The organism is Sphingomonas sp., assembly GCF_030145815.1.
GTDB lineage: Bacteria > Pseudomonadota > Alphaproteobacteria > Sphingomonadales > Sphingomonadaceae > Sphingomonas.
Genome location: NZ_JAIXHL010000006.1, coordinates 150915 through 168799, shown reverse-complemented (window position 1 = coordinate 168799; position 17885 = coordinate 150915). Strand labels below are relative to the sequence as shown.

Below are 17885 nucleotides of genomic sequence, written 5' to 3'. Positions count from 1 at the left end.
GACCGCGGAACGATTGTCAGGCACATGCTGGCCAATGAGCGCTCCGCAACGCATCCTCGTGGTCGAGGACGAACCCCTGATTGCCATGATGATCGAGGATTTCCTCGACATGCTGGGCAAGGACCATGCCGGCACTGCCGACAGCGTCGCTTCGGCGATGGAGATTGTCGGGGCGGGCGGCGTCGATGCGGCGATCTTGGACGTCAACCTGTCGGGCGGCGAGCAGAGCTGGCCGATTGCCGACGCGCTGGCGGCGCAGGGCGTGCCCTTCATCCTCGCGACCGGGGGCAGCGGGGACATGGTGGTCGACGCGCATCGCGACCGCCCGGTGCTCGCCAAGCCGTTCACGATGGATTCGGTCGAACAGGCGCTCGCGGCGCTTTGAGCTAGGCTATGCGGTCAGGTAGCTCCGCCGCGTCAGCTTCGATTGCTGCATCCGGCGCGACGGCTTCCCATGGGAAGATGAACCAGTCCTTCGTCACCGACCGGTCGATCGTGCGCGCCGCGTAATCGACGCGCTGCTGCGATGTGATGTTGTCGAGCAAGGTCGCAAAGCGAATGTGCGCCGCCTCGGCCCCGGCGCTGCTCAGCCCGGCGCGTAGCCGGCCGATCGTCGCGCCGCTGTCGTTGATGTCGTCGATGAACAGCAATCGCGCGCCCTCCCGCGTCCGCTCCGCCAGCCGGGCGAGGGCAGGGGCGGCAAGGTCCTCGTTCCGTGCGCTGTAATCGACCGACAGCATCGGCCCCACGATCGCATGGCTGAGATACACCGCCGGGATCAGCCCGCCGCGCCCGATGCCAATCAGATAGTCGGGCCGCCAGTCGGGGTCGGCCCGCAGCGCATCGGCGAGCGCGAGCACGTCGGCTACGAACTGTTCATGCGGGATCGGGGTAAAGACCGGCATTACTGCGCCGCCACATAGGCATCGAGCCGCGCAAGGTGTGCGGCGACGGTTGCATCGTCGAGGAAGGAGCCGGTGAAGCTGTTCCGCGCCAGCTGCACGATCTGATCGCGCGTCAGCCCGCGCGCGGCGGCGACTGCGCGGTAATTGTCCGCGACATAGCCGCCGAAATAGGCGGGGTCGTCGGAATTGATCGTCGCATAGAGATCGCAGTCGAGCATCTGATCGATGGGGTGGTCCTTCAGGCTGTCGACGACGCACAGCTTGAGGTTCGACAGCGGGCAGACAGTCAGCGTCATCTCGCGTTCGGCGAGATAGCGGACCAGCTTGGGATCCTCCAGGCTGCGATTGCCATGGTCGAGCCGGTCGACATTGAGCAGGTCGAGTGCCTGCCAGACATAGTCCGGCGGCCCTTCCTCGCCGGCATGGGCGACGCGCTTGAGGCCGAGATTTCCCGCCTCGGCGAACACGCGCGCGAATTTCTCGGGAGGGTGACCCAGCTCCGACGAATCGAGCCCGACCCCGGCGATCCGGTCGAGCCAGGGGGTGGCGGCGTCGAGCGTGGCGAACGCCGCCTCCTCGTCGAGATGGCGGAGGAAACACAGGATCAGCTTGGACGTCACGCCATGGCGGCGTTCGGCGTCGCGCATCGCCGTCAGCAGCCCGTCGGCGACGACCTGAAACGGAATGCCGCGATCGGTGTGCGTCTGAGGATCGAAGAAAATCTCGGAATGCACCACCCCATCGGCAGCGGCGCGCGCGAAATAGGCGTCGGCGAGGTCGTAGAAATCCTGCTCAACCCGCAGCACGTCCGCGCCGGCATAATAAATGTCGAGGAAATCCTGCAGGTTGGAAAAGCTGTACGCTGCGCGCACCGCATCGACACTGTCGAACGGGATCGCGACGCGATTGCGCCGGGCGAGTTCGAACATCAGCTCGGGCTCGAGGCTGCCTTCGATGTGCAGGTGGAGTTCGGCCTTGGGCAGGCCGGCGATGAAATCGGTCGGGTTGGTCATCGCCCAAGGATCGCGCGATCCCGCACCGAGGGCAAGAGCTGCGAACAGACGCGGCAATATGAGAACAAAAAAAGATCGTTCCGCACTTGTTCTTGTGGAACAAAGCTTGTACGAGGCGCTTCAGGCAATGGTTGAACGTGGGCCGCAAAGCCTTTAGCGACGGAGACTTCTCATGGCAGCTTCCCTCAAGGTGATCGAAGGAAAGATGGGCATTTCTCCGGACAAGCAGAAGGCGCTCGACGCAGCGCTCGCACAGATCGACCGCGCCTTCGGCAAGGGCAGCGCGATGAAGCTCGGCTCGAAGGAGACGATGCAGGTCGAGGCGATCTCGACCGGATCGCTCGGGCTCGACATTGCGCTGGGCGTTGGCGGTCTGCCGCGTGGTCGTGTGATCGAGGTCTATGGGCCGGAAAGCTCGGGCAAGACCACGCTGGCGCTGCACGTGATTGCCGAGGCGCAGAAGAGCGGCGGAGTCGCGGCCTTCGTCGACGCCGAACATGCGCTCGATCCGGTTTATGCCCGGAAGCTGGGCGTCAATATCGATGAGTTGATCGTGTCGCAGCCCGATACGGGCGAGCAGGCGCTGGAGATCGTCGATACGCTGGTGCGCTCGAACGCGATCGATGTCCTGGTGGTTGACTCGGTCGCCGCGCTGGTGCCGCGCGCGGAAATCGAGGGCGAGATGGGCGACAGCCATGTCGGCCTGCAGGCGCGCCTGATGTCGCAATCGCTGCGCAAGCTGACCGGTTCGATCAGCCGCTCGCGCTGCATGGTGATCTTCATCAACCAGCTGCGCATGAAGATCGGCGTGATGTACGGCAATCCGGAAACCACGACCGGCGGCAATGCGCTCAAATTTTACGCCTCGGTCCGGCTCGACATCCGCCGCACCGGCCAGATCAAGGATCGCGACGATATCATCGGCAACACCACCCGCGTGAAGGTGGTGAAGAACAAGGTCGCCCCGCCGTTCAAGCAGGTCGAGTTCGACATCATGTACGGGCAGGGTATCTCCAAGATCGGCGAGATCCTCGACATCGGCGTCAAGGCCGGGCTGGTCGAGAAGGCCGGCGCCTGGTTCAGCTATGACAGCATCCGTATCGGCCAGGGCCGTGAGAACGCCAAGACGTTCCTCAAGGAAAACCCTGAGGTGTGCTCGCGTCTGGAAGCGGCAATCCGCAACCGCACCGAACAGGTTGCCGAAGAGATGATGACCGGCCCGGACGCCGAGGACGACGTCTGAGTATCTGGCGGCTGTGCACCGCTCCGGATTGATGCGGAGCCCGGGCTAAAGCCGCCATTAACCAGTTTCGGGCAGCAATGTCCGTGCGGGCCGTGCCGGATCGACAGGTCGGTGGCGGTCAAGGGACCAGTCTCCCATTGGAAGGCTCGGCGTGGCGTGCGCCGGGCCTTTCCTGTTTTCGGGGGAGGTCAAGAACGGTCCAGAACGCCTTGTTTCCAGCGGTAACGCACAGGCCCATGTTATGTCAGAGCGGGTTGGCTTCGCGTGGCGGGCGGTGCGCCAGTGCGACGCTGTCGGTATCCCCGATGAAGGCCGCCCACACGCCTCCCGGCTGCCACAGCGCCTCCATCGACGCACGCGCTGCCGCCGCTTCCCACCCGAGCACATCGCGGCGATACCGATAGAAGAACGCCGACACGCGCAGATTGAGGATGCAGTGGACGTGGACAGGCGCATCTCCCAGCGCAGCCAGCGCACTGCAGAAGCGCGCGAAATCCGCCTCGCTCGGCGCATCGAACGCGACCGGGATATGGGTGTAGGTCATGCCCGCCGCAGCAACGCTCGCCGCCTCGTCGGGTAGCGCGCGTTCATGCGTGTGTAGCGCGAGATTGATGACATGGCGCACGCCCATCGCCGCAAGCTCCGAGAGTTCAGCCTCGCTCGGCTGGCCCGACGTCGTGATCTGCGCGTCGAGGCGTTTCCAGTTTGGGATATGCGTCGGGTCGGACATACGGGCTCCGTCAATCAGAGGATGCCCAGGCGAGCGGCATTGCGAGGTCGCGCTCCACGGTGGTGCCACCTGCTTCGCCAGTCACGCGACGGCTTGAAAATAGCGCAGCGAGGTGCGCGAGGCTAGACCCTCGTCGCGCAAACTTCGTGTGGCGCGCATTGATCGTGGAGCGCGGCGGGTTCAGGGCGTTGGAGCCTCTTTCCATTTTCGCGGCATCCGCGCACAACCGCGCAAACCCGCACGGGACCGGCAATGGAGCACGTAGCGATGATCACCGTCCACCATCTCGAAAACTCGCGGTCGCAGCGGGTGCTGTGGCTGCTTGAGGAGCTCGGGCTCCCGTACGATATCAAGCGGTACGCGCGGAACCCCAAGACGATGCTGGCCCCGCCCGAGCTGCGCGCGGTCCACCCGTTGGGCAAGTCGCCGGTGATCGTCGATGCCGATCCCACCAACGATTCGCCGCGCACCGTTGCCGAAACCGGCGCGATCATCGAGTATCTGGTCGAAAAGGCGGACGGCAAGCTGGGCGCGCCTGCGCATCGCGAGTCGGCGCTGCGCTATCGCCACTTCATGCATTATGCCGAGGGCTCGATGATGCCGCCGCTGCTGGTCAAGCTGGTGCTGATGCGCGTGCCGATCTTCGGCAAGGCGGCGCAGAAGAAGATCCAGCCGATGATCGACGTCCATCTCGATTTCGTCGAAGCCGAACTCGCCAGCCGCCCTTGGTTCGCTGGCGATGCGATGACCGCCGCCGATGTGATGATGAGTTTTCCGCTGGAAGCGGCGCGGTCGCGCGGCGGGCTCGACGCGTCGCGTCCGGCGACGATCGCGTGGCTCGACAAGGTTCACTCCCGCCCGGCCTATCAGACGGCTCTCGCCAAGGGCGGCCCCTATGCCTATGCGTGACGCCGCAACAATTTGAGGGGGACGCATGTCGGGCGCAGAGGCGGTAATTGAGCAGCGGCGCGAATCGACGCTGCAATGGCAGATGCTGGGCGGGTTCGTGCTCGGCCTGGCCCTCGGCCTGTTCGTGCATTTCACCTCGGCCGACGCGGCATGGGTCAAGACGGTAACGACCTATGTCACCGGCCCGATCGGTCAGGTGTTCCTGCGCCTGTTGTTCATGCTGGTGATCCCGCTGCTGTTCTCGGCACTCGTCGTCGGCATCGCCGAAATGGGTGAGATCGCGGCACTGAAACGCGTCGGGCTGCGCACATTGGTGCTGACCATCTGTGTTTCGACGATTGCGGTGATCGTAAGCCTGGTGCTGGTCAACCTGCTTCAGCCCGGCGCCGGGGTGGATCGCGTCGAGGCACAGGCGCTGCTTGCCGCGTCGGGCGATAGCGCGGGCGCTATCCTCGACCGCACCGCCACCACGCCGACCGGGGTGGATGCGATCCTCAACATTGTTCCCACCAATGTCGTCGCGGCCATGACCGCGAACGACATCCTCGCGATCATGTTCTTCGCGCTATTCTTTGGCATCGGCATCCTGCTGACCCTCGACAAGCCGCACGTCCAGACGCTCAAGCGCGGGATCGAGGGCGTATTCGAGGTGTCGATGCGGCTGATCGGCCTCGTCATTCGCCTCGCGCCGATCGCGGTCTTCTGCTTCATGTTCAACCTCGCCGCTTTGTTCGGCTGGGAACTGCTGGTGCGGCTGCTCGCCTTTGTCGGCGTGGTGCTGGCGGCGCTCGGGACGCAGATGTTCATCATCTTTCCGATCCTGCTGCTCCTGCTCGCGCGCAAGAACCCGCTCGCCTTCTTCCGCCAGACGCAAGAGGCGGCGGTGATGGCCTTCTCCACCGCGTCGTCCAACGCAACGCTGCCGACCGCACTGCGGGTCGCCGAAACCAAGCTCAAGCTGCCGCCCAAGGTGTCGCGCTTCGTGCTGACCATCGGTGCGACTGCCAACCAGAACGGCACCGCGATGTTCGAGGGGGTGACGGTGATCTTCCTCGCGCAGTTCTTTGGCGTCGATCTGACGCTGGGACAGCAGATCACGGTGATGCTGGTGTGCATCCTTGGCGGTATCGGCACGGCGGGTGTTCCCGCAGGGTCGCTGCCGGTGATCGCGCTGATCCTGGGCATGGTCGGCGTCCCGCCGGCGGGGATCGGGCTGGTGCTGGGCGTTGATCGCTTCCTCGACATGTGCCGCACCGTGCTCAACGTGATCGGCGATCTGGTGCTCGCGACGATCGTGTCGGCGGGTGAGAAGGAGCCAGCCGAGGCATCCGCATGAGGCTCTCCCGACGCGGACTGCTCGCGGCGGGAGCTCTGGCGCCGATCGGATTTTCCGCCGTCGCGCGGGCGGCAGAAAGCGACCTGTCGGCGCTCCAGCCGATCACCGGCGACGCGGCGCCGATCGGTCGGGAGGAGCGCGCCGCTCGGCTCGCCCGCGCGCAGGCGCTGATGAAGGCGAACGGCATCGGCGCGGTGCTGATCGAGCCGGGGGCGAGCCTGCTCTATTTCACCGGGGTGCGCTGGGGGCGGAGCGAGCGGCTGACCGCGGCGGTGATCCCGGTCGAGGGCGATCCGATCATCGTCACCCCGTTTTTCGAGGAGCCGTCGGTCCGCGAATCGCTCGGCATCCCGGCGGAAATCCGGGTGTGGCAGGAGCATGAGGACCCGTTCGCGGTGGTCGCCGGGTTCCTGCGCGAGAAAAAGCTGCTCGGTCGCCCGCTGGGGATCGAGGAAACCGCGCGCTTCTTTGCGGTCGACGGCATGTGGCGGGCGCTGGCAGGCGTGAAGATCGTGTCGGCCAACCCGGTCGTGCGCGGGTGCCGGATGTTCAAGACGCCGGCCGAGATCGCGCTGATGCAGAAGGCCGCGGACGTGACGCTTGCCGCCTATCGCTGGACCTACCCCCGGATCGAGGCGGGCATGACCCCCGCTGATATCGCCGCGCTGATGACTGCGGCGACCGTCAAGCTGGGCGGGCAGGTGGCGTTCAACCTGATCCTGCTGGGCGAGGCATCGGCCTATCCGCACGGCACGGGCAAGCCGCAACGGGTCGTGAAGGGCGAAGTCGTGCTGATGGACTGCGGCGCGCGGGTCCATGGCTATGAAAGCGATATCAGCCGCACCTTTGTTCATGGCGCGGCGAATGCGGAGCAACGGAAGGTGTGGGAACATGTCCGCGCCGGGCAGCAGCGCGCGTTCGCTGCCGCGCAGCTTGGCGTTTCGGCGGGTCGCGTCGATGATGCTGTGCGCGGATGGTATGCGACGCTGGGCTATGGCCCCGACTATAAGCTTCCCGGCCTGTCGCACCGCACCGGCCATGGCATCGGCATGGACGGGCACGAGCCGATCAACCTGGTGCGCGGCGAGGCGACAAAGCTGGCGCCGGGCATGTGCTTCTCGAACGAACCCGGCCTGTATCTGCCGGGCAAATTCGGGGTGCGGCTGGAAGATTGCTTCCACATGACCGAGGCAGGGCCGAAATGGTTCAGCGTGCCGCCGGTGTCGATTGAGGAGCCGATTGGGTGAAAGTTCTCGCCGTCATCCCAAGCATCTTGTTGTTTGGCTGCGACGCTGAACCGGCCGATCCAAATGCTTTGCTCATGGATAAGATCGAAACGAGCGTCGTCATGCCTGGCGAAGCCCGTTCACTTGATCAATACGCGAGATACTATTTGCAGGAGCGAGACGGATCGGTTCGTGCGGTTTTTACCTACCACTTCCCTGACACGCCGTCCGATGCCGAATGCGAGGAAATGGGTAAAGGCACCGTTCCTTGTGAAGAGTCGGCGGCATTTCGGTCAGCCCTGAAAGCTGGTGAGCGAATCTGGCTGAAGAACAGCGATGAACTTCCGAGCATCGCTGATGGAGGATGCTCGGTCATCGAGTTTTCCATCCCGGCCAACGTCGTCAAAGACCGCCATCGGCGGTGGCGAATTGAAGCCCGTTGCAACGGCCGCTAGCCTACCAATCACCCTGATCGAACCGTTTCGCTTGAGCGAACGCGCGCGCGCGCTTAAGTCGCGCAAATGACCTCGACCAACGATATCCGCCGCAGCTTCCTCGACTATTTCGAGGGCCAGGGCCATGCCCGCGTTCCGTCCGCGCCGCTGGTGCCGCACAACGATCCGACGCTGATGTTCGTCAATGCTGGCATGGTGCCGTTCAAGAACGTGTTCACCGGGCTGGAGACGCGGCCCTACACCACTGCGGCGTCGAGCCAGAAGTGCGTGCGCGCGGGCGGCAAGCATAACGATCTCGACAATGTTGGCTATACCGCGCGGCATCATACCTTCTTCGAAATGCTCGGGAATTTCTCGTTCGGAGACTATTTCAAGGAGCAGGCGATCCTGCATGCCTGGACGCTGCTGACCAAGGAATGGGGTCTGCCGGCGCACAAGCTGACCGCGACGGTCTATCACACCGATGATCAGGCGTTCGAGCTGTGGAAGAAGATCGCTGGGCTCCCCGAAGAGCGCATCATCCGCATCGCGACCAAGGATAATTTCTGGGCGATGGGGTCGGATGGTCCGTGCGGGCCGTGCTCGGAGATCTTCTACGACCATGGAGACCATATCTGGGGCGGCCCCCCGGGCAGCCCGGAAGAGGATGGCGACCGCTTTGTCGAGATCTGGAACCTCGTCTTCATGCAGCATGTGCAGGAGGCGGACCAGATTGTCGGCGACCTGCCCAAGCCGAGCATCGACACCGGCATGGGGCTGGAGCGGATCGCGGCGGTGCTTCAGGGCGTGCACGACAATTACGACACCGACACGTTCAAGGCACTGATCGCCGAGAGCGGCGCGCTGACGGGGTCGGCGACGACCGGCGACAATCAGGCGAGCCATCGCGTGATCGCCGACCATATCCGCACGTCCGGCTTCCTGGTCGCCGATGGCGTGCTGCCGGCCAATGAAGGGCGCGGCTATGTGCTGCGCCGGATCATGCGCCGCGCGATGCGCCACGCGCATATCCTTGGCGCGAAGGAGCCGTTGATGCACCGCATGGTGCCGGCGTTGGTCGCGGAAATGGGCGGCGCCTATCCCGAACTGGTCCGCGCGCAGCCGCTGATCGAGGCAACGTTGTTGCAGGAGGAAACCCGCTTCCGCCAGACCTTGGCGAACGGCCTCAAGCTGCTGGACGAGGCGACGGGGTCGATGGGCGAGGGCGATACCCTGCCCGGCGAGACCGCGTTCAAGCTCTACGACACCTATGGCTTCCCCTATGACTTGACCGAGGATGCGCTGCGTCCGCAGGGGATGAAGGTCGACCGGGACGGGTTCGACGCGGCGATGAAGCGTCAGAAGGATGCCGCGCGCGCCGCGTGGAAGGGCTCGGGCGCCAAGGCCAGCGACGAAGTATGGTTCGACATCGCCGAAGAACTGGGGAGCACCGAATTCACCGGCTATAGCGCGACCGAGGGCGAGGGCCAGGTGGTGGCGCTGGTCAAGGACGGCGTGCGCGTCGACCGCGTCGGCGCGGGGGACGAGGTCACGATCCTCACCAACCAGACGCCCTTCTATGGCGAGAGCGGCGGCCAGATGGGCGACGCGGGCACGATCGGCAATGACGTGGCCGAGGCGATCGTCAGCGATACATCCAAGCCGCTCGGCCGGCTGCACGCGCATCAGGCGACGCTGGCGCGCGGCGAGATCAAGGTCGGCGACACCGTCAAGCTGGCGATCGATGTCACGCGCCGCGATGCGATTCGTGCCAATCACTCGGCCACGCACCTGCTGCACGCCGCGCTCCGCAACCGGCTTGGCGGGCATGTCACGCAAAAGGGATCGCTGGTTGCGCCAGATCGCCTGCGCTTCGACTTCTCGCACCCCTCGGCGCTGAGCGCGGCGGAGATTGCGGATATCGAGGCCGAGGTGAATGCGGAGATTCGCGCCAACGATACCGTCGGCACGCGGCTGATGACCCCGGACGACGCGGTTGCCGCAGGTGCGCTGGCGCTGTTCGGCGAGAAATATGGTGACGAGGTCCGCGTCCTGTCGATGGGCCGCCTGACCGAGAAACATTATTCGGTCGAGCTGTGCGGCGGGACGCACGTCAAGGCGACCGGCGATATCGCGGTGTTCAAGATCGTCAGCGAAAGCGCGGTGTCGAGCGGTGTGCGCCGGATCGAGGCGCTGACCGGCGAAGCGGCGCGCGTCTGGCTGGGCGAGCGCGACGCGAAGCTGCGCGAGGTGGCGGCAACGCTCAAGACGTCACCCGATGAAGTCGGTGCCCGCGTCGCGGCGCTGGTCGAGGAACGGCGCAAGCTGGAGCGGGAACTGGCCGAGGCGAAGAAGGCTCTGGCCATGGGTGGCGGCGGGGCTGCGGCACCGGCGGGTCCCGAGCAGGTCGGCGGCGTGAACTTCGTCGGCCAGATCCTCGACGGGCTCGACCCCAAGGCACTGCGCGGTGCGGTCGATGAGGCGAAAGGCCGCATCGGTTCAGCTGTGGTAGCTTTTGTCGCGGTAAATGAAGGGCGTGCAGCGATCGCGGTGGGTGTCACCGACGACCTGACCGGCACCTTCAGTGCCGTCGAGCTGGTCAAGCGTGGCGTCGCCGCGCTGGGCGGGCAGGGCGGCGGCGGGCGGCCGGACATGGCGCAGGGTGGCGGTCCCGAGGGCGGCAACGCCCAGGCCGCGATCGATGCAGTCAAGACGGCGCTTGCCGAGGAGAAAGCAACTGCGTGATCATGTTTGGACGGCCGCTGCAATCGCAGCGGCCCTCATCGCCGCCCCCGCCGCCACGGCGCAGGGCAAGACTGTCCCCTATCCCGAGGCGCTGAACTGCGCCGCGCTGACCCATGCCGCGCTGAAGATCGGCAAGGGCACGCCGCAGGAATCGCAGTTGTTCGACCACCTCATCTACTGGGGCATGGCAGCAGCCGATTCTGGACGCGCGGCGGGCAAGAATAGCAAGACGGTGGATGCCGAGGTGCCCGCGCTGTCGGCACAGCTGGAACCGAAGCTGCGCAGTCAGGACAGTGCGACCGTGTCGGCACTGGCGGCTTGTGTGGCGCGTGTGCCTGCCCTCGACAAATAATCCGGACACCGTTCGCTGATGACCCTGCGCCGCCGCTCGTTCGTTCAATCCATCGGCGCTGCGGCGCTGGCCACCAGCATCCCCGCCGCTGCGCGCGGTCCGGGTGAGGCGGCCACCGGGTCGGGCGACGCAGCGCTGCGCGCGTTGCTCGACCGGATTTTCAACGACCGCCTGACCGAAAGTCCGGAAGGGGCGACGGCGCTTGGTCTGGATACCGGCGCGAATGCGGCGCTGAAATCTCAGCTGTCGGGGCGGAGTGCAGCGGATGAAGCGCGCGACCTGACCCGGGCGAAGCGCGAACTGGCCGCCATTCGCGCGATCGACCCAGCCACGCTGGGTGAGAATGCCCGACTCGATTACGACATCGTCACCTATCAGCTCGAACGCAGCATCGCGGGGCGCGAGCGCTTTACCTATGGTTCGGCCGGCGGGCGTTATGCCCCGTACCGGCTGAGCCAGCTGACCGGTGCCTATCAGGATGTGCCGGACTTTCTCGACAATCAGCACCGGGTGCGCGACGCGGTCGATGCCGACGCCTATCTCGCCCGGCTCGAGGCATTTGCCGTGGTGCTCGATCAGGAGAGCGAGCGCCAGCGCGCCGACGCGGCGCGGGGGGTGTTTGCACCGGACTATGTGCTCGACACCACGCTGAGGCAGTTTGCTTCGCTGCGCAACAAGGCGCCGGGCGAATTCGGCTTGGTCGTCGGCTTCAAGTCGAAGCTGGAGGCGGCGAAACTGCCGCCCGAGCGTGGCGCGCAGGCGGAGAAGATCGTCGCCGACAAGGTTTTCCCGGCACTCGATCGCCAGCGTGCGCTGGTCACCGAATTGCGGAGCAGAGCGACGCATGATGCGGGCGTGTGGCGGCTGCCCGATGGCGAGGCCTATTACGCCGCAGCGGCGGAAGCCGCGACGACCACGCGGCTGTCGGGCGACGCGATCCACCGCATCGGGCTGGAACAAGTGGCCGAGATCAGCGGACGGATCGACGCGATCCTGAAAGCACAGGGGATGCGCGATGGCACCGTCGGCGCGCGGCTGGTCGCGCTGAACGAGCGGCCCGACCAGCTGTTTCCCAATACCGATCCCGGCCGTGAGGCGTTGCTGGAGGCGCTGCGTGCCCAAGTGCGGGCGATGGAGAAGCGCCTCCCCGAACAGTTTGCGACCCTGCCCAAGGCGCCGGTCGAGGTGCGCCGCGTGCCTCCGGCGATTCAGGCCGGTGCGCCGGGCGGCTATTATCAGGCCGCGACGCTCGATGGCTCGCGGCCGGGCATTTACTACATCAACCTGCGCGACACGTTCGACCGGCCGAAATTCGGCCTTGCGACGCTGAGCTATCATGAGGCGGTGCCGGGGCATCACCTTCAGGTGATGCTGGCGCTAGAATCGCAGGATATTCCACTGATCCGCCGGCGTGGCGGCTTCAGCGGGTATAGCGAGGGCTGGGCGCTGTATACCGAGCAGCTGGCGGACGAGATGGGCATGTATGATGGCGACCCGCTCGGGCAGGTCGGCTATCTCCAGTCATTGCTGTTCCGCGCGACGCGGCTAGTGGTCGATAGTGGCATGCACGCCAAGCGTTGGAGCCGGGAGCAGGCGACCGACTACTTTATTGCCACCACGGGCATCGCGCGCGGCCGCAGCCAGGGTGAGATCGATCGCTACACGGTCTGGCCGGGCCAGGCGTGCAGCTACAAGATCGGTCACACCGTCTGGGTCGAGCTGCGCGATGAGGCGAAGGCCAAGGCCGGTGCGAATTGGGACCCGCGCCAATTCCACGATGTGCTGCGCAAGGGTGCGATGCCGCTCGACGTGCTGAAGCGCGTGGTGCGGGCGCGGATGGGGTAGGGGCGCTCAGGCCTCGGCTTCGCCCTGTCGCACCCGGCGGATGCGCGGCTCGCGTTCGAGGCCGGCGGCTTCCTTGATCGCCTTGCGCATTTCGTCGCGCTTTTCGTGGATCGATGCGATTACCGGGCCGACCGCGACGCCGAGGTCAACAAGGGCGGCTTCGGACAGCTGTAGCGAGCTTTCAAGGGTTTCGGGCACGGCGTCGGTCGCACCGGCCTTGTATAGTTCGGCGGCGTGCGCGGCGTCGCGGGCGCGGGCGATGATCGGGATATTGGGAACCCAGCTACGCACGCGACGGGTCAGGCGCACCGTCAAAACGGGGTCGTCCATCGTCAGGATCAGCGCCTTGGCGTGGCCGAGGCGCAAGCGGTCGACCAATTCGGCGCGGGCGACGTCGCCGAATACGACGCTGTAACCCTCGCGCCGCGCAGCAGCGACGCCGTCGATATCGGCATCGACCGCGACATAGGGCTTGTCATGCGCGCGCAGCATGTCGGCGACGGTGCGACCGACGCGGCCGAAGCCGATGATCACCGTGCCGCCGGGCACCACTTCTTCGGCCGTTGCATCGCCGCGCACGCCGTCGCGTTCCTCGATCTTGCGCGATGCAAAGCGACCCGCCTGGGCGAGAAGGGGGGTGATGGTCAGGCCGATCGCGGTGACGGTGGTCCAGAAGGCTGCCGTCGACGGCTGGATCAGGCCTGCCGCCGCCGCGACGCCGAGCACGATCAGCGTGGTCTCCGACGGGCTCGCCATCAGCACCCCGGCCTCCGCCGCGGTACCGGTGCGCGCGCCCGACAGCTTGAGCAGCGCCATGGTCACGCCGACCTTGATCGCCATCACGCCGAGGATCGCGGCCAGCAACAGCGCCCAATCCTGCATGATCATGCGCAGGTCGAGCCGCATGCCGACGGTAATCAGGAACACGCCGAGCGCCAGCCCCTTGAACGGTGCGGTGATCACCTCGACCTCGCTGTGATAATCGGTCTCCGCGATCAGCAGCCCGGCTAGGAGCGCGCCGACGATCGGCGACAGGCCGACCACCGTGGTGGCGAGGCTGGCGACGATCACCACCAGCAGGCTGGCGGCGAGGAACAGTTCGGGCGACTTGGTCCGTGCGGCCTGTGCGAACAGCCGGGGCAGGAAGAAGCGGCCACCCAGGAATAGCAGCGCGACGACCACGCCGCCGCGCAGCAGCGTCATCATGAAGTCGCCGACGCCTGCATCGGCTGCGGCGGGCGCAAGCGCCGCGAGCAGGAACACGATCGGCACCAGCGCGAGATCCTCGAACAGCAGCATGGCCAGCGCCGATTTGCCGACCGCACTGGTCGTTCCGGCAATCGGGAGCACCAGCGCGGTCGATGACATGGCGAGCGCTAAACCAAGCCCCATTGCCCCGGTCCAGGGCTGGCCCATGACATACAGGCCGGTCGCGATCAGAGCACCTGCGCCGAGCAACTCCGCCGCGCCGACCCCAAAGACCAGGCCGCGCATCGTCCACAAGCGCTTGAACGAAAGCTCCAGGCCGATCGAAAAGAGCAACAGGATGATGCCCAGTTCGGCAAAGGGCTCGATCGATTCCGGGTCGGAGATGGTGAAGTAGAACAGCCACGGGAAAGCATCGACGAGCTGGCCAAGCCCCGCCGGGCCAACCAGCGCACCGACCAGGATGAACCCAATCACGGGGCTGATCCGGAAGCGTGTGAATGCGGGAATCACGATCCCGGCCGCGCCAAGGATCACGAGTGCGTCGCTGAATCCGCTATTGGAGAGGTCGAGGGCCATATGCCCACCCTAGCTGGGTGCGAAACCATTTGTCACCGCCGTTGTGCGACGCGGCACAACTGGCCCACCCGCCTCGCCGGCAATGAAAAAGGCCGCGTCCCGTGTCGGAACGCGGCCCTTTCGGTCGCCGGTGGCAGCGGGCTTACGCCCAGCTGGCCATTTCGGTTTCGAGGTTCTGGCGGATCGCCTCGAAGAACTGCTCGGTGGTCATCCAAGGCTGATCCGGGCCGATCAGCAGCGCGAGATCCTTGGTCATCTTGCCGCTCTCGACGGTCTGGATGCAGACGCGCTCCAGCGTTTCGGCGAACTTGGTCACCTCTGGCGTGTCGTCGAACTTGCCGCGGAACTTGAGGCCGCCGGTCCAGGCGAAGATCGACGCGATCGGGTTGGTCGACGTCGCCTTGCCCTGCTGATGCTGGCGATAATGGCGGGTGACGGTGCCGTGCGCCGCTTCTGCTTCGACCGTCTTGCCGTCGGGCGAGAGCAGGACCGAGGTCATGAGACCCAGCGAACCGAAGCCCTGTGCGACCTGATCCGACTGGACGTCGCCGTCATAATTCTTGCACGCCCACACGAACTCGCCGCTCCACTTGAGCGCGCTGGCGACCATGTCGTCGATCAGGCGGTGCTCATAGACGATGCCGGCGTCCTTGAACTTCGCGTCGAAGCCTTCGGTCTCGAACACTTCCTGGAACAGATCCTTGAAGCGGCCGTCATAAGCCTTGAGGATGGTGTTCTTGGTCGACAGGTAAACCGGCCAGCCGAGGTTGAGGCCGTAGTTGAACGATGCGCGCGCGAAATCGCGGATCGAATCGTCGAGATTGTACATCGCCATCGCGACGCCCGAACCGGGGAAGTTGAACACTTCGCGGTCGATGACCTGGCCATCCGCGCCCTCGAACACCAGACGCAGCTTGCCGGCGCCGGGGACCTTGAAGTCGGTCGCGCGATACTGGTCGCCGAATGCGTGACGGCCGACGACGATCGGCTTGGTCCAGCCCGGGATCAGGCGCGGCACGTTGCTGATGACGATCGGCTCACGGAACACCACGCCGCCCAGGATGTTGCGGATGGTGCCGTTGGGCGACTTCCACATTTCCTTGAGGTTGAATTCCTCGACGCGCTGCTCGTCCGGGGTGATCGTCGCGCACTTCACGCCGACGCCATATTCCTTGATCGCGTTGGCGGCATCGACCGTGATCTGATCGTTGGTCTCGTCGCGCTTCTCGACGCTGAGGTCGTAATATTTCAGGTCGATGTCGAGGTACGGCTTGATCAGGCGTTCACGGATCCACTCCCAGATGATCCGCGTCATTTCGTCGCCGTCGATTTCGACGACCGGGTTTTTGACCTTGATCTTCGCCATGCTTGCTTTCCTGTTCATATCCGGGAGGAAGGGTTTGGCGGTGCGTCTAGGAGCAAGCGCGCGCGCGATCAAGCTATGGCAGACACCGGTATTGCCACGTGCCACACAGGATTGTGTTGCGGGGATGGCACAGCTAGACCCCAGCCCATGTCCTCACTCGATACCCCGCCCGTCGTCACCAATACCGTCAAGTGGCGCTTCCCCTCGGTCCATCCCGAGGGTCGCAAATATGTGCTGATCTCTGCGGCGATCACGATCCTGTTCCTCTTCGCGATCTGGGATGAGCTCGGCTTTGCGCTGATCGGCCTGACGATCTGGGTCGCCGCCTTCTTCCGCGATCCGATCCGCGTAACGCCGCAGGGGGAGGGGATGATCATCTCGCCCGCCGATGGCCTGGTCACGATGATCGAGCGCGTGCCGGTGCCGCGCGAGATTGCGGGACCGGAGGGATTGAACGAAGCGACGCGGGTGCGCGTTTCGATCTTCATGTCCGTGTTCGACGTCCATATCAATCGCACCCCGATGGCCGGAACGATCCGTCAGGTCGTCTATATTGCAGGCAAGTTCCTCAACGCCGACCTCGACAAGGCGAGCGAGGAAAATGAGCGGCAGCATTTCGTAATGGAAACCCATGACGGCACGCGCGTCGGTTTCACGCAGATTGCGGGCCTTGTCGCGCGGCGGATCGTGACCTTCGTCAAGCCGGGCGACATCGTTGCTGCAGGGCAGCGGTTCGGCCTGATCCGGTTCGGCAGCCGCCTCGACGTGTTTCTGCCCGATGATTACGCGCCGCAAGTGGCGCTGGGGCAGCGCTGCCTGGCGGGTGAGACCATCGTCGGCCTGAAGGGTGGCGCGCCGGCTCAGGGCGTGGCGCAATGAGTCTGCGCCCGCGTCGCCAGATGCGCGGCCTTCCGCTGCGCGCGGTGGCGCCGAACGCGGTGACGGCGCTGGCGTTGTGCGCGGGTTTGACCGGCATCCGCTTCGCCATTGGCGAGGAATGGGAGCGCGCGGTGCTGATGGTGATGCTGGCCGGTGCGCTGGACGGCATCGATGGCCAGGTGGCGCGGATGGTGCGCGCCGAAAGTCGCTTCGGGGCAGAGCTGGACAGCCTGTCCGACGCGATTTCATTCGGGGTCGCCCCGGCCTTGATCCTCTACCTCTGGTCATTGATGACCGTGCCCAAGCTCGGCTGGATCGTCGCGCTGCTTTACGCCGTATTCTGCGCGCTGCGGCTGGCGCGGTTCAACTCTCAGCTCGATAACGATGTGCAGCCGCGCAAGCTGGCTGGGTTCCTGACCGGAATTCCGGCACCGGCAGGGGCTGCGCTGGCGATGCTGCCGATCTATGTCTGGTTGTGGAGCGAGGAGCCGCTCGCGCGATCGCCCTGGATCGTCGCGCCATGGGTCGCGTTCGTCGGCCTGTTGATGGTGTCGAGTATCGCCACCTATTCGTGGAAATCCCTGCGCCTGCGCCGCAATGTGCGGTTCGAGGCACTCGTGGTCGTCGTCATTCTCGCTGCCGCGCTGGTGACTGCGCCATGGCAGACGCTGACTGTCATCTGCCTTGCCTATCTCGCAACGCTGCCGTTCAGCGCGCGATCCTATGCGCGCACTATGCCGCGGCCTGCAGCGGGGCCGAAATCCGGCGGGGTGCCGCCCGCGGCGTGACCCGCACGCGCGGTGCCTGAACCGGTGCCAGTGCCGGGACGGTGTCACCGCGCAGCAGAGCGCGCATATAATCGATGCGCGGCGCAATCGTGACAAACATCGCCCACAGCGACGCGGCAAACGCGGCGGTGAACAACAACGTGGCAAGAACAGCGACCATCATAAGCCTCCCGGATTCTTCCTAAGCGACTGGAATCCTGACGATTCGCGACGCTCAGGCGCGGCCAAGGTTCCCTGTCCGCTGTGTGAACCCTTTATGTTCCATTAACGTTCCACCCGTCAAGCACCGTAATCCGCTTTTGTTCTCTTGCGCTATCGCGTGAACTCGA

17 protein-coding genes and 1 riboswitch are annotated in these 17885 nt (G+C 65.3%); of the genes, 11 read left to right on the top strand and 6 right to left on the bottom strand.

The features are described 5' to 3' along the window. Window positions 1–34: 34 nt before the first annotated feature. Window positions 35–385 (top strand): response regulator, encoded by a 351-nt coding sequence (locus tag KYX69_RS07490; protein ID WP_300495618.1) that lies wholly within the window; start codon window positions 35–37, stop codon window positions 383–385. Between the two features lies 1 nt (window position 386). On the opposite strand, the gene KYX69_RS07485 is transcribed toward KYX69_RS07490, so the two are convergent. Continuing rightward, the gene (locus tag KYX69_RS07485) at window positions 387–905 is read right to left on the bottom strand and encodes a phosphoribosyltransferase (RefSeq protein WP_300495615.1); all 519 of its coding nucleotides are present in this window, start codon (window positions 903–905) and stop codon (window positions 387–389) included. After that, the gene (locus tag KYX69_RS07480) at window positions 905–1918 is read right to left on the bottom strand and encodes an adenosine deaminase (protein WP_300495612.1); all 1014 of its coding nucleotides are present in this window, start codon (window positions 1916–1918) and stop codon (window positions 905–907) included. Before KYX69_RS07480 ends, KYX69_RS07485 begins: the two co-directional genes overlap by 1 nt. Before the next feature lie 172 nt (window positions 1919–2090). On the opposite strand from KYX69_RS07480, the gene recA reads away from it, so the two are divergent. Further along, window positions 2091–3161 carry a recombinase RecA gene (gene recA, locus KYX69_RS07475; protein ID WP_300495610.1) on the top strand — a complete coding sequence of 357 codons (1071 nt, stop codon included), beginning with the start codon at window positions 2091–2093 and terminating at the stop codon, window positions 3159–3161. A 244-nt stretch (window positions 3162–3405) separates the two neighbouring features. Here recA and KYX69_RS07470 read toward each other — a convergent pair whose 3' ends face one another. Beyond that, entirely contained in the window at window positions 3406–3891 is a 486-nt protein-coding gene (locus KYX69_RS07470) for a protein tyrosine phosphatase family protein (RefSeq protein WP_300495607.1), read from the bottom strand. Between the two features lie 16 nt (window positions 3892–3907). Next, window positions 3908–3986: riboswitch (ZMP/ZTP riboswitch) on the bottom strand. 172 nt (window positions 3987–4158) lie between these two features. Between KYX69_RS07470 and KYX69_RS07465 the strand changes: the two genes are divergently transcribed. The 7 genes from KYX69_RS07465 (at window position 4159) to KYX69_RS07435 (ending at window position 12738) form a co-directional block, all read left to right on the top strand. Next, the gene (locus KYX69_RS07465; protein WP_300495604.1) at window positions 4159–4800 is read left to right on the top strand and encodes a glutathione S-transferase; all 642 of its coding nucleotides are present in this window, start codon (window positions 4159–4161) and stop codon (window positions 4798–4800) included. 25 nt (window positions 4801–4825) lie between these two features. Then, on the top strand, window positions 4826–6136 hold the full coding sequence (locus KYX69_RS07460; RefSeq protein ID WP_300495601.1) for a dicarboxylate/amino acid:cation symporter: 1311 nt from the start codon (window positions 4826–4828) through the stop codon (window positions 6134–6136). Next, window positions 6133–7383: a Xaa-Pro peptidase family protein gene (locus KYX69_RS07455; RefSeq protein ID WP_300495599.1), complete on the top strand. Its 1251-nt coding sequence runs from the start codon at window positions 6133–6135 to the stop codon at window positions 7381–7383. Before KYX69_RS07460 ends, KYX69_RS07455 begins: the two co-directional genes overlap by 4 nt. Beyond that, entirely contained in the window at window positions 7380–7817 is a 438-nt protein-coding gene (locus KYX69_RS07450; protein WP_300495597.1) for a hypothetical protein, read from the top strand. Before KYX69_RS07455 ends, KYX69_RS07450 begins: the two co-directional genes overlap by 4 nt. A gap of 66 nt (window positions 7818–7883) precedes the next feature. After that, window positions 7884–10541: an alanine--tRNA ligase gene (alaS, locus tag KYX69_RS07445; RefSeq protein WP_300495594.1), complete on the top strand. Its 2658-nt coding sequence runs from the start codon at window positions 7884–7886 to the stop codon at window positions 10539–10541. After that, entirely contained in the window at window positions 10516–10893 is a 378-nt protein-coding gene (locus KYX69_RS07440) for a hypothetical protein (protein ID WP_300495591.1), read from the top strand. The genes alaS and KYX69_RS07440 overlap by 26 nt, the downstream gene beginning before the upstream one ends. Window positions 10894–10917: 24 nt before the next feature. Continuing rightward, window positions 10918–12738, top strand: coding sequence for a DUF885 family protein (locus KYX69_RS07435; protein ID WP_300495685.1), 1821 nt, complete (start codon window positions 10918–10920; stop codon window positions 12736–12738). A gap of 6 nt (window positions 12739–12744) precedes the next feature. On the opposite strand, the gene KYX69_RS07430 is transcribed toward KYX69_RS07435, so the two are convergent. Together KYX69_RS07430 and KYX69_RS07425 are read right to left on the bottom strand one after the other, a co-directional pair. Then, window positions 12745–14523, bottom strand: a complete 1779-nt coding sequence (locus tag KYX69_RS07430) for a cation:proton antiporter (protein ID WP_300495589.1) — start codon at window positions 14521–14523, stop codon at window positions 12745–12747. 142 nt (window positions 14524–14665) lie between these two features. After that, the gene (locus KYX69_RS07425; protein WP_300495587.1) at window positions 14666–15889 is read right to left on the bottom strand and encodes an NADP-dependent isocitrate dehydrogenase; all 1224 of its coding nucleotides are present in this window, start codon (window positions 15887–15889) and stop codon (window positions 14666–14668) included. Between the two features lie 147 nt (window positions 15890–16036). Between KYX69_RS07425 and KYX69_RS07420 the strand changes: the two genes are divergently transcribed. Both KYX69_RS07420 and KYX69_RS07415 read left to right on the top strand, forming a co-directional pair. Next, window positions 16037–16768: a phosphatidylserine decarboxylase gene (locus tag KYX69_RS07420; protein ID WP_300495584.1), complete on the top strand. Its 732-nt coding sequence runs from the start codon at window positions 16037–16039 to the stop codon at window positions 16766–16768. Further along, window positions 16765–17556, top strand: a complete 792-nt coding sequence (locus KYX69_RS07415) for a phosphatidylcholine/phosphatidylserine synthase (protein ID WP_300495582.1) — start codon at window positions 16765–16767, stop codon at window positions 17554–17556. Before KYX69_RS07420 ends, KYX69_RS07415 begins: the two co-directional genes overlap by 4 nt. Here KYX69_RS07415 and KYX69_RS07410 read toward each other — a convergent pair. Beyond that, window positions 17501–17716 carry a hypothetical protein gene (locus KYX69_RS07410; protein ID WP_300495580.1) on the bottom strand — a complete coding sequence of 72 codons (216 nt, stop codon included), beginning with the start codon at window positions 17714–17716 and terminating at the stop codon, window positions 17501–17503. The genes KYX69_RS07415 and KYX69_RS07410 overlap by 56 nt on opposite strands. Between the last annotated feature and the right edge of the window lie 169 nt (window positions 17717–17885).

Bases quoted from the DNA above. Each gene is read 5' to 3' on its own strand.
- recA (WP_300495610.1), top strand. From the start codon at position 2,091: ATGGCAGCTTCCCTCAAGGTGATCGAAGGAAAGATGGGCATTTCTCCG.
- KYX69_RS07430 (WP_300495589.1), bottom strand. From the start codon at position 14,523: ATGGCCCTCGACCTCTCCAATAGCGGATTCAGCGACGCACTCGTGATC.
- KYX69_RS07485 (WP_300495615.1), bottom strand. From the start codon at position 905: ATGCCGGTCTTTACCCCGATCCCGCATGAACAGTTCGTAGCCGACGTG.
- KYX69_RS07455 (WP_300495599.1), top strand. From the start codon at position 6,133: ATGAGGCTCTCCCGACGCGGACTGCTCGCGGCGGGAGCTCTGGCGCCG.
- KYX69_RS07480 (WP_300495612.1), bottom strand. From the start codon at position 1,918: ATGACCAACCCGACCGATTTCATCGCCGGCCTGCCCAAGGCCGAACTC.
- KYX69_RS07465 (WP_300495604.1), top strand. From the start codon at position 4,159: ATGATCACCGTCCACCATCTCGAAAACTCGCGGTCGCAGCGGGTGCTG.
- KYX69_RS07460 (WP_300495601.1), top strand. From the start codon at position 4,826: ATGTCGGGCGCAGAGGCGGTAATTGAGCAGCGGCGCGAATCGACGCTG.
- KYX69_RS07420 (WP_300495584.1), top strand. From the start codon at position 16,037: ATGTCCTCACTCGATACCCCGCCCGTCGTCACCAATACCGTCAAGTGG.
- KYX69_RS07425 (WP_300495587.1), bottom strand. From the start codon at position 15,889: ATGGCGAAGATCAAGGTCAAAAACCCGGTCGTCGAAATCGACGGCGAC.
- KYX69_RS07410 (WP_300495580.1), bottom strand. From the start codon at position 17,716: ATGGTCGCTGTTCTTGCCACGTTGTTGTTCACCGCCGCGTTTGCCGCG.
- KYX69_RS07415 (WP_300495582.1), top strand. From the start codon at position 16,765: ATGAGTCTGCGCCCGCGTCGCCAGATGCGCGGCCTTCCGCTGCGCGCG.
- alaS (WP_300495594.1), top strand. From the start codon at position 7,884: ATGACCTCGACCAACGATATCCGCCGCAGCTTCCTCGACTATTTCGAG.
- KYX69_RS07490 (WP_300495618.1), top strand. From the start codon at position 35: ATGAGCGCTCCGCAACGCATCCTCGTGGTCGAGGACGAACCCCTGATT.
- KYX69_RS07470 (WP_300495607.1), bottom strand. From the start codon at position 3,891: ATGTCCGACCCGACGCATATCCCAAACTGGAAACGCCTCGACGCGCAG.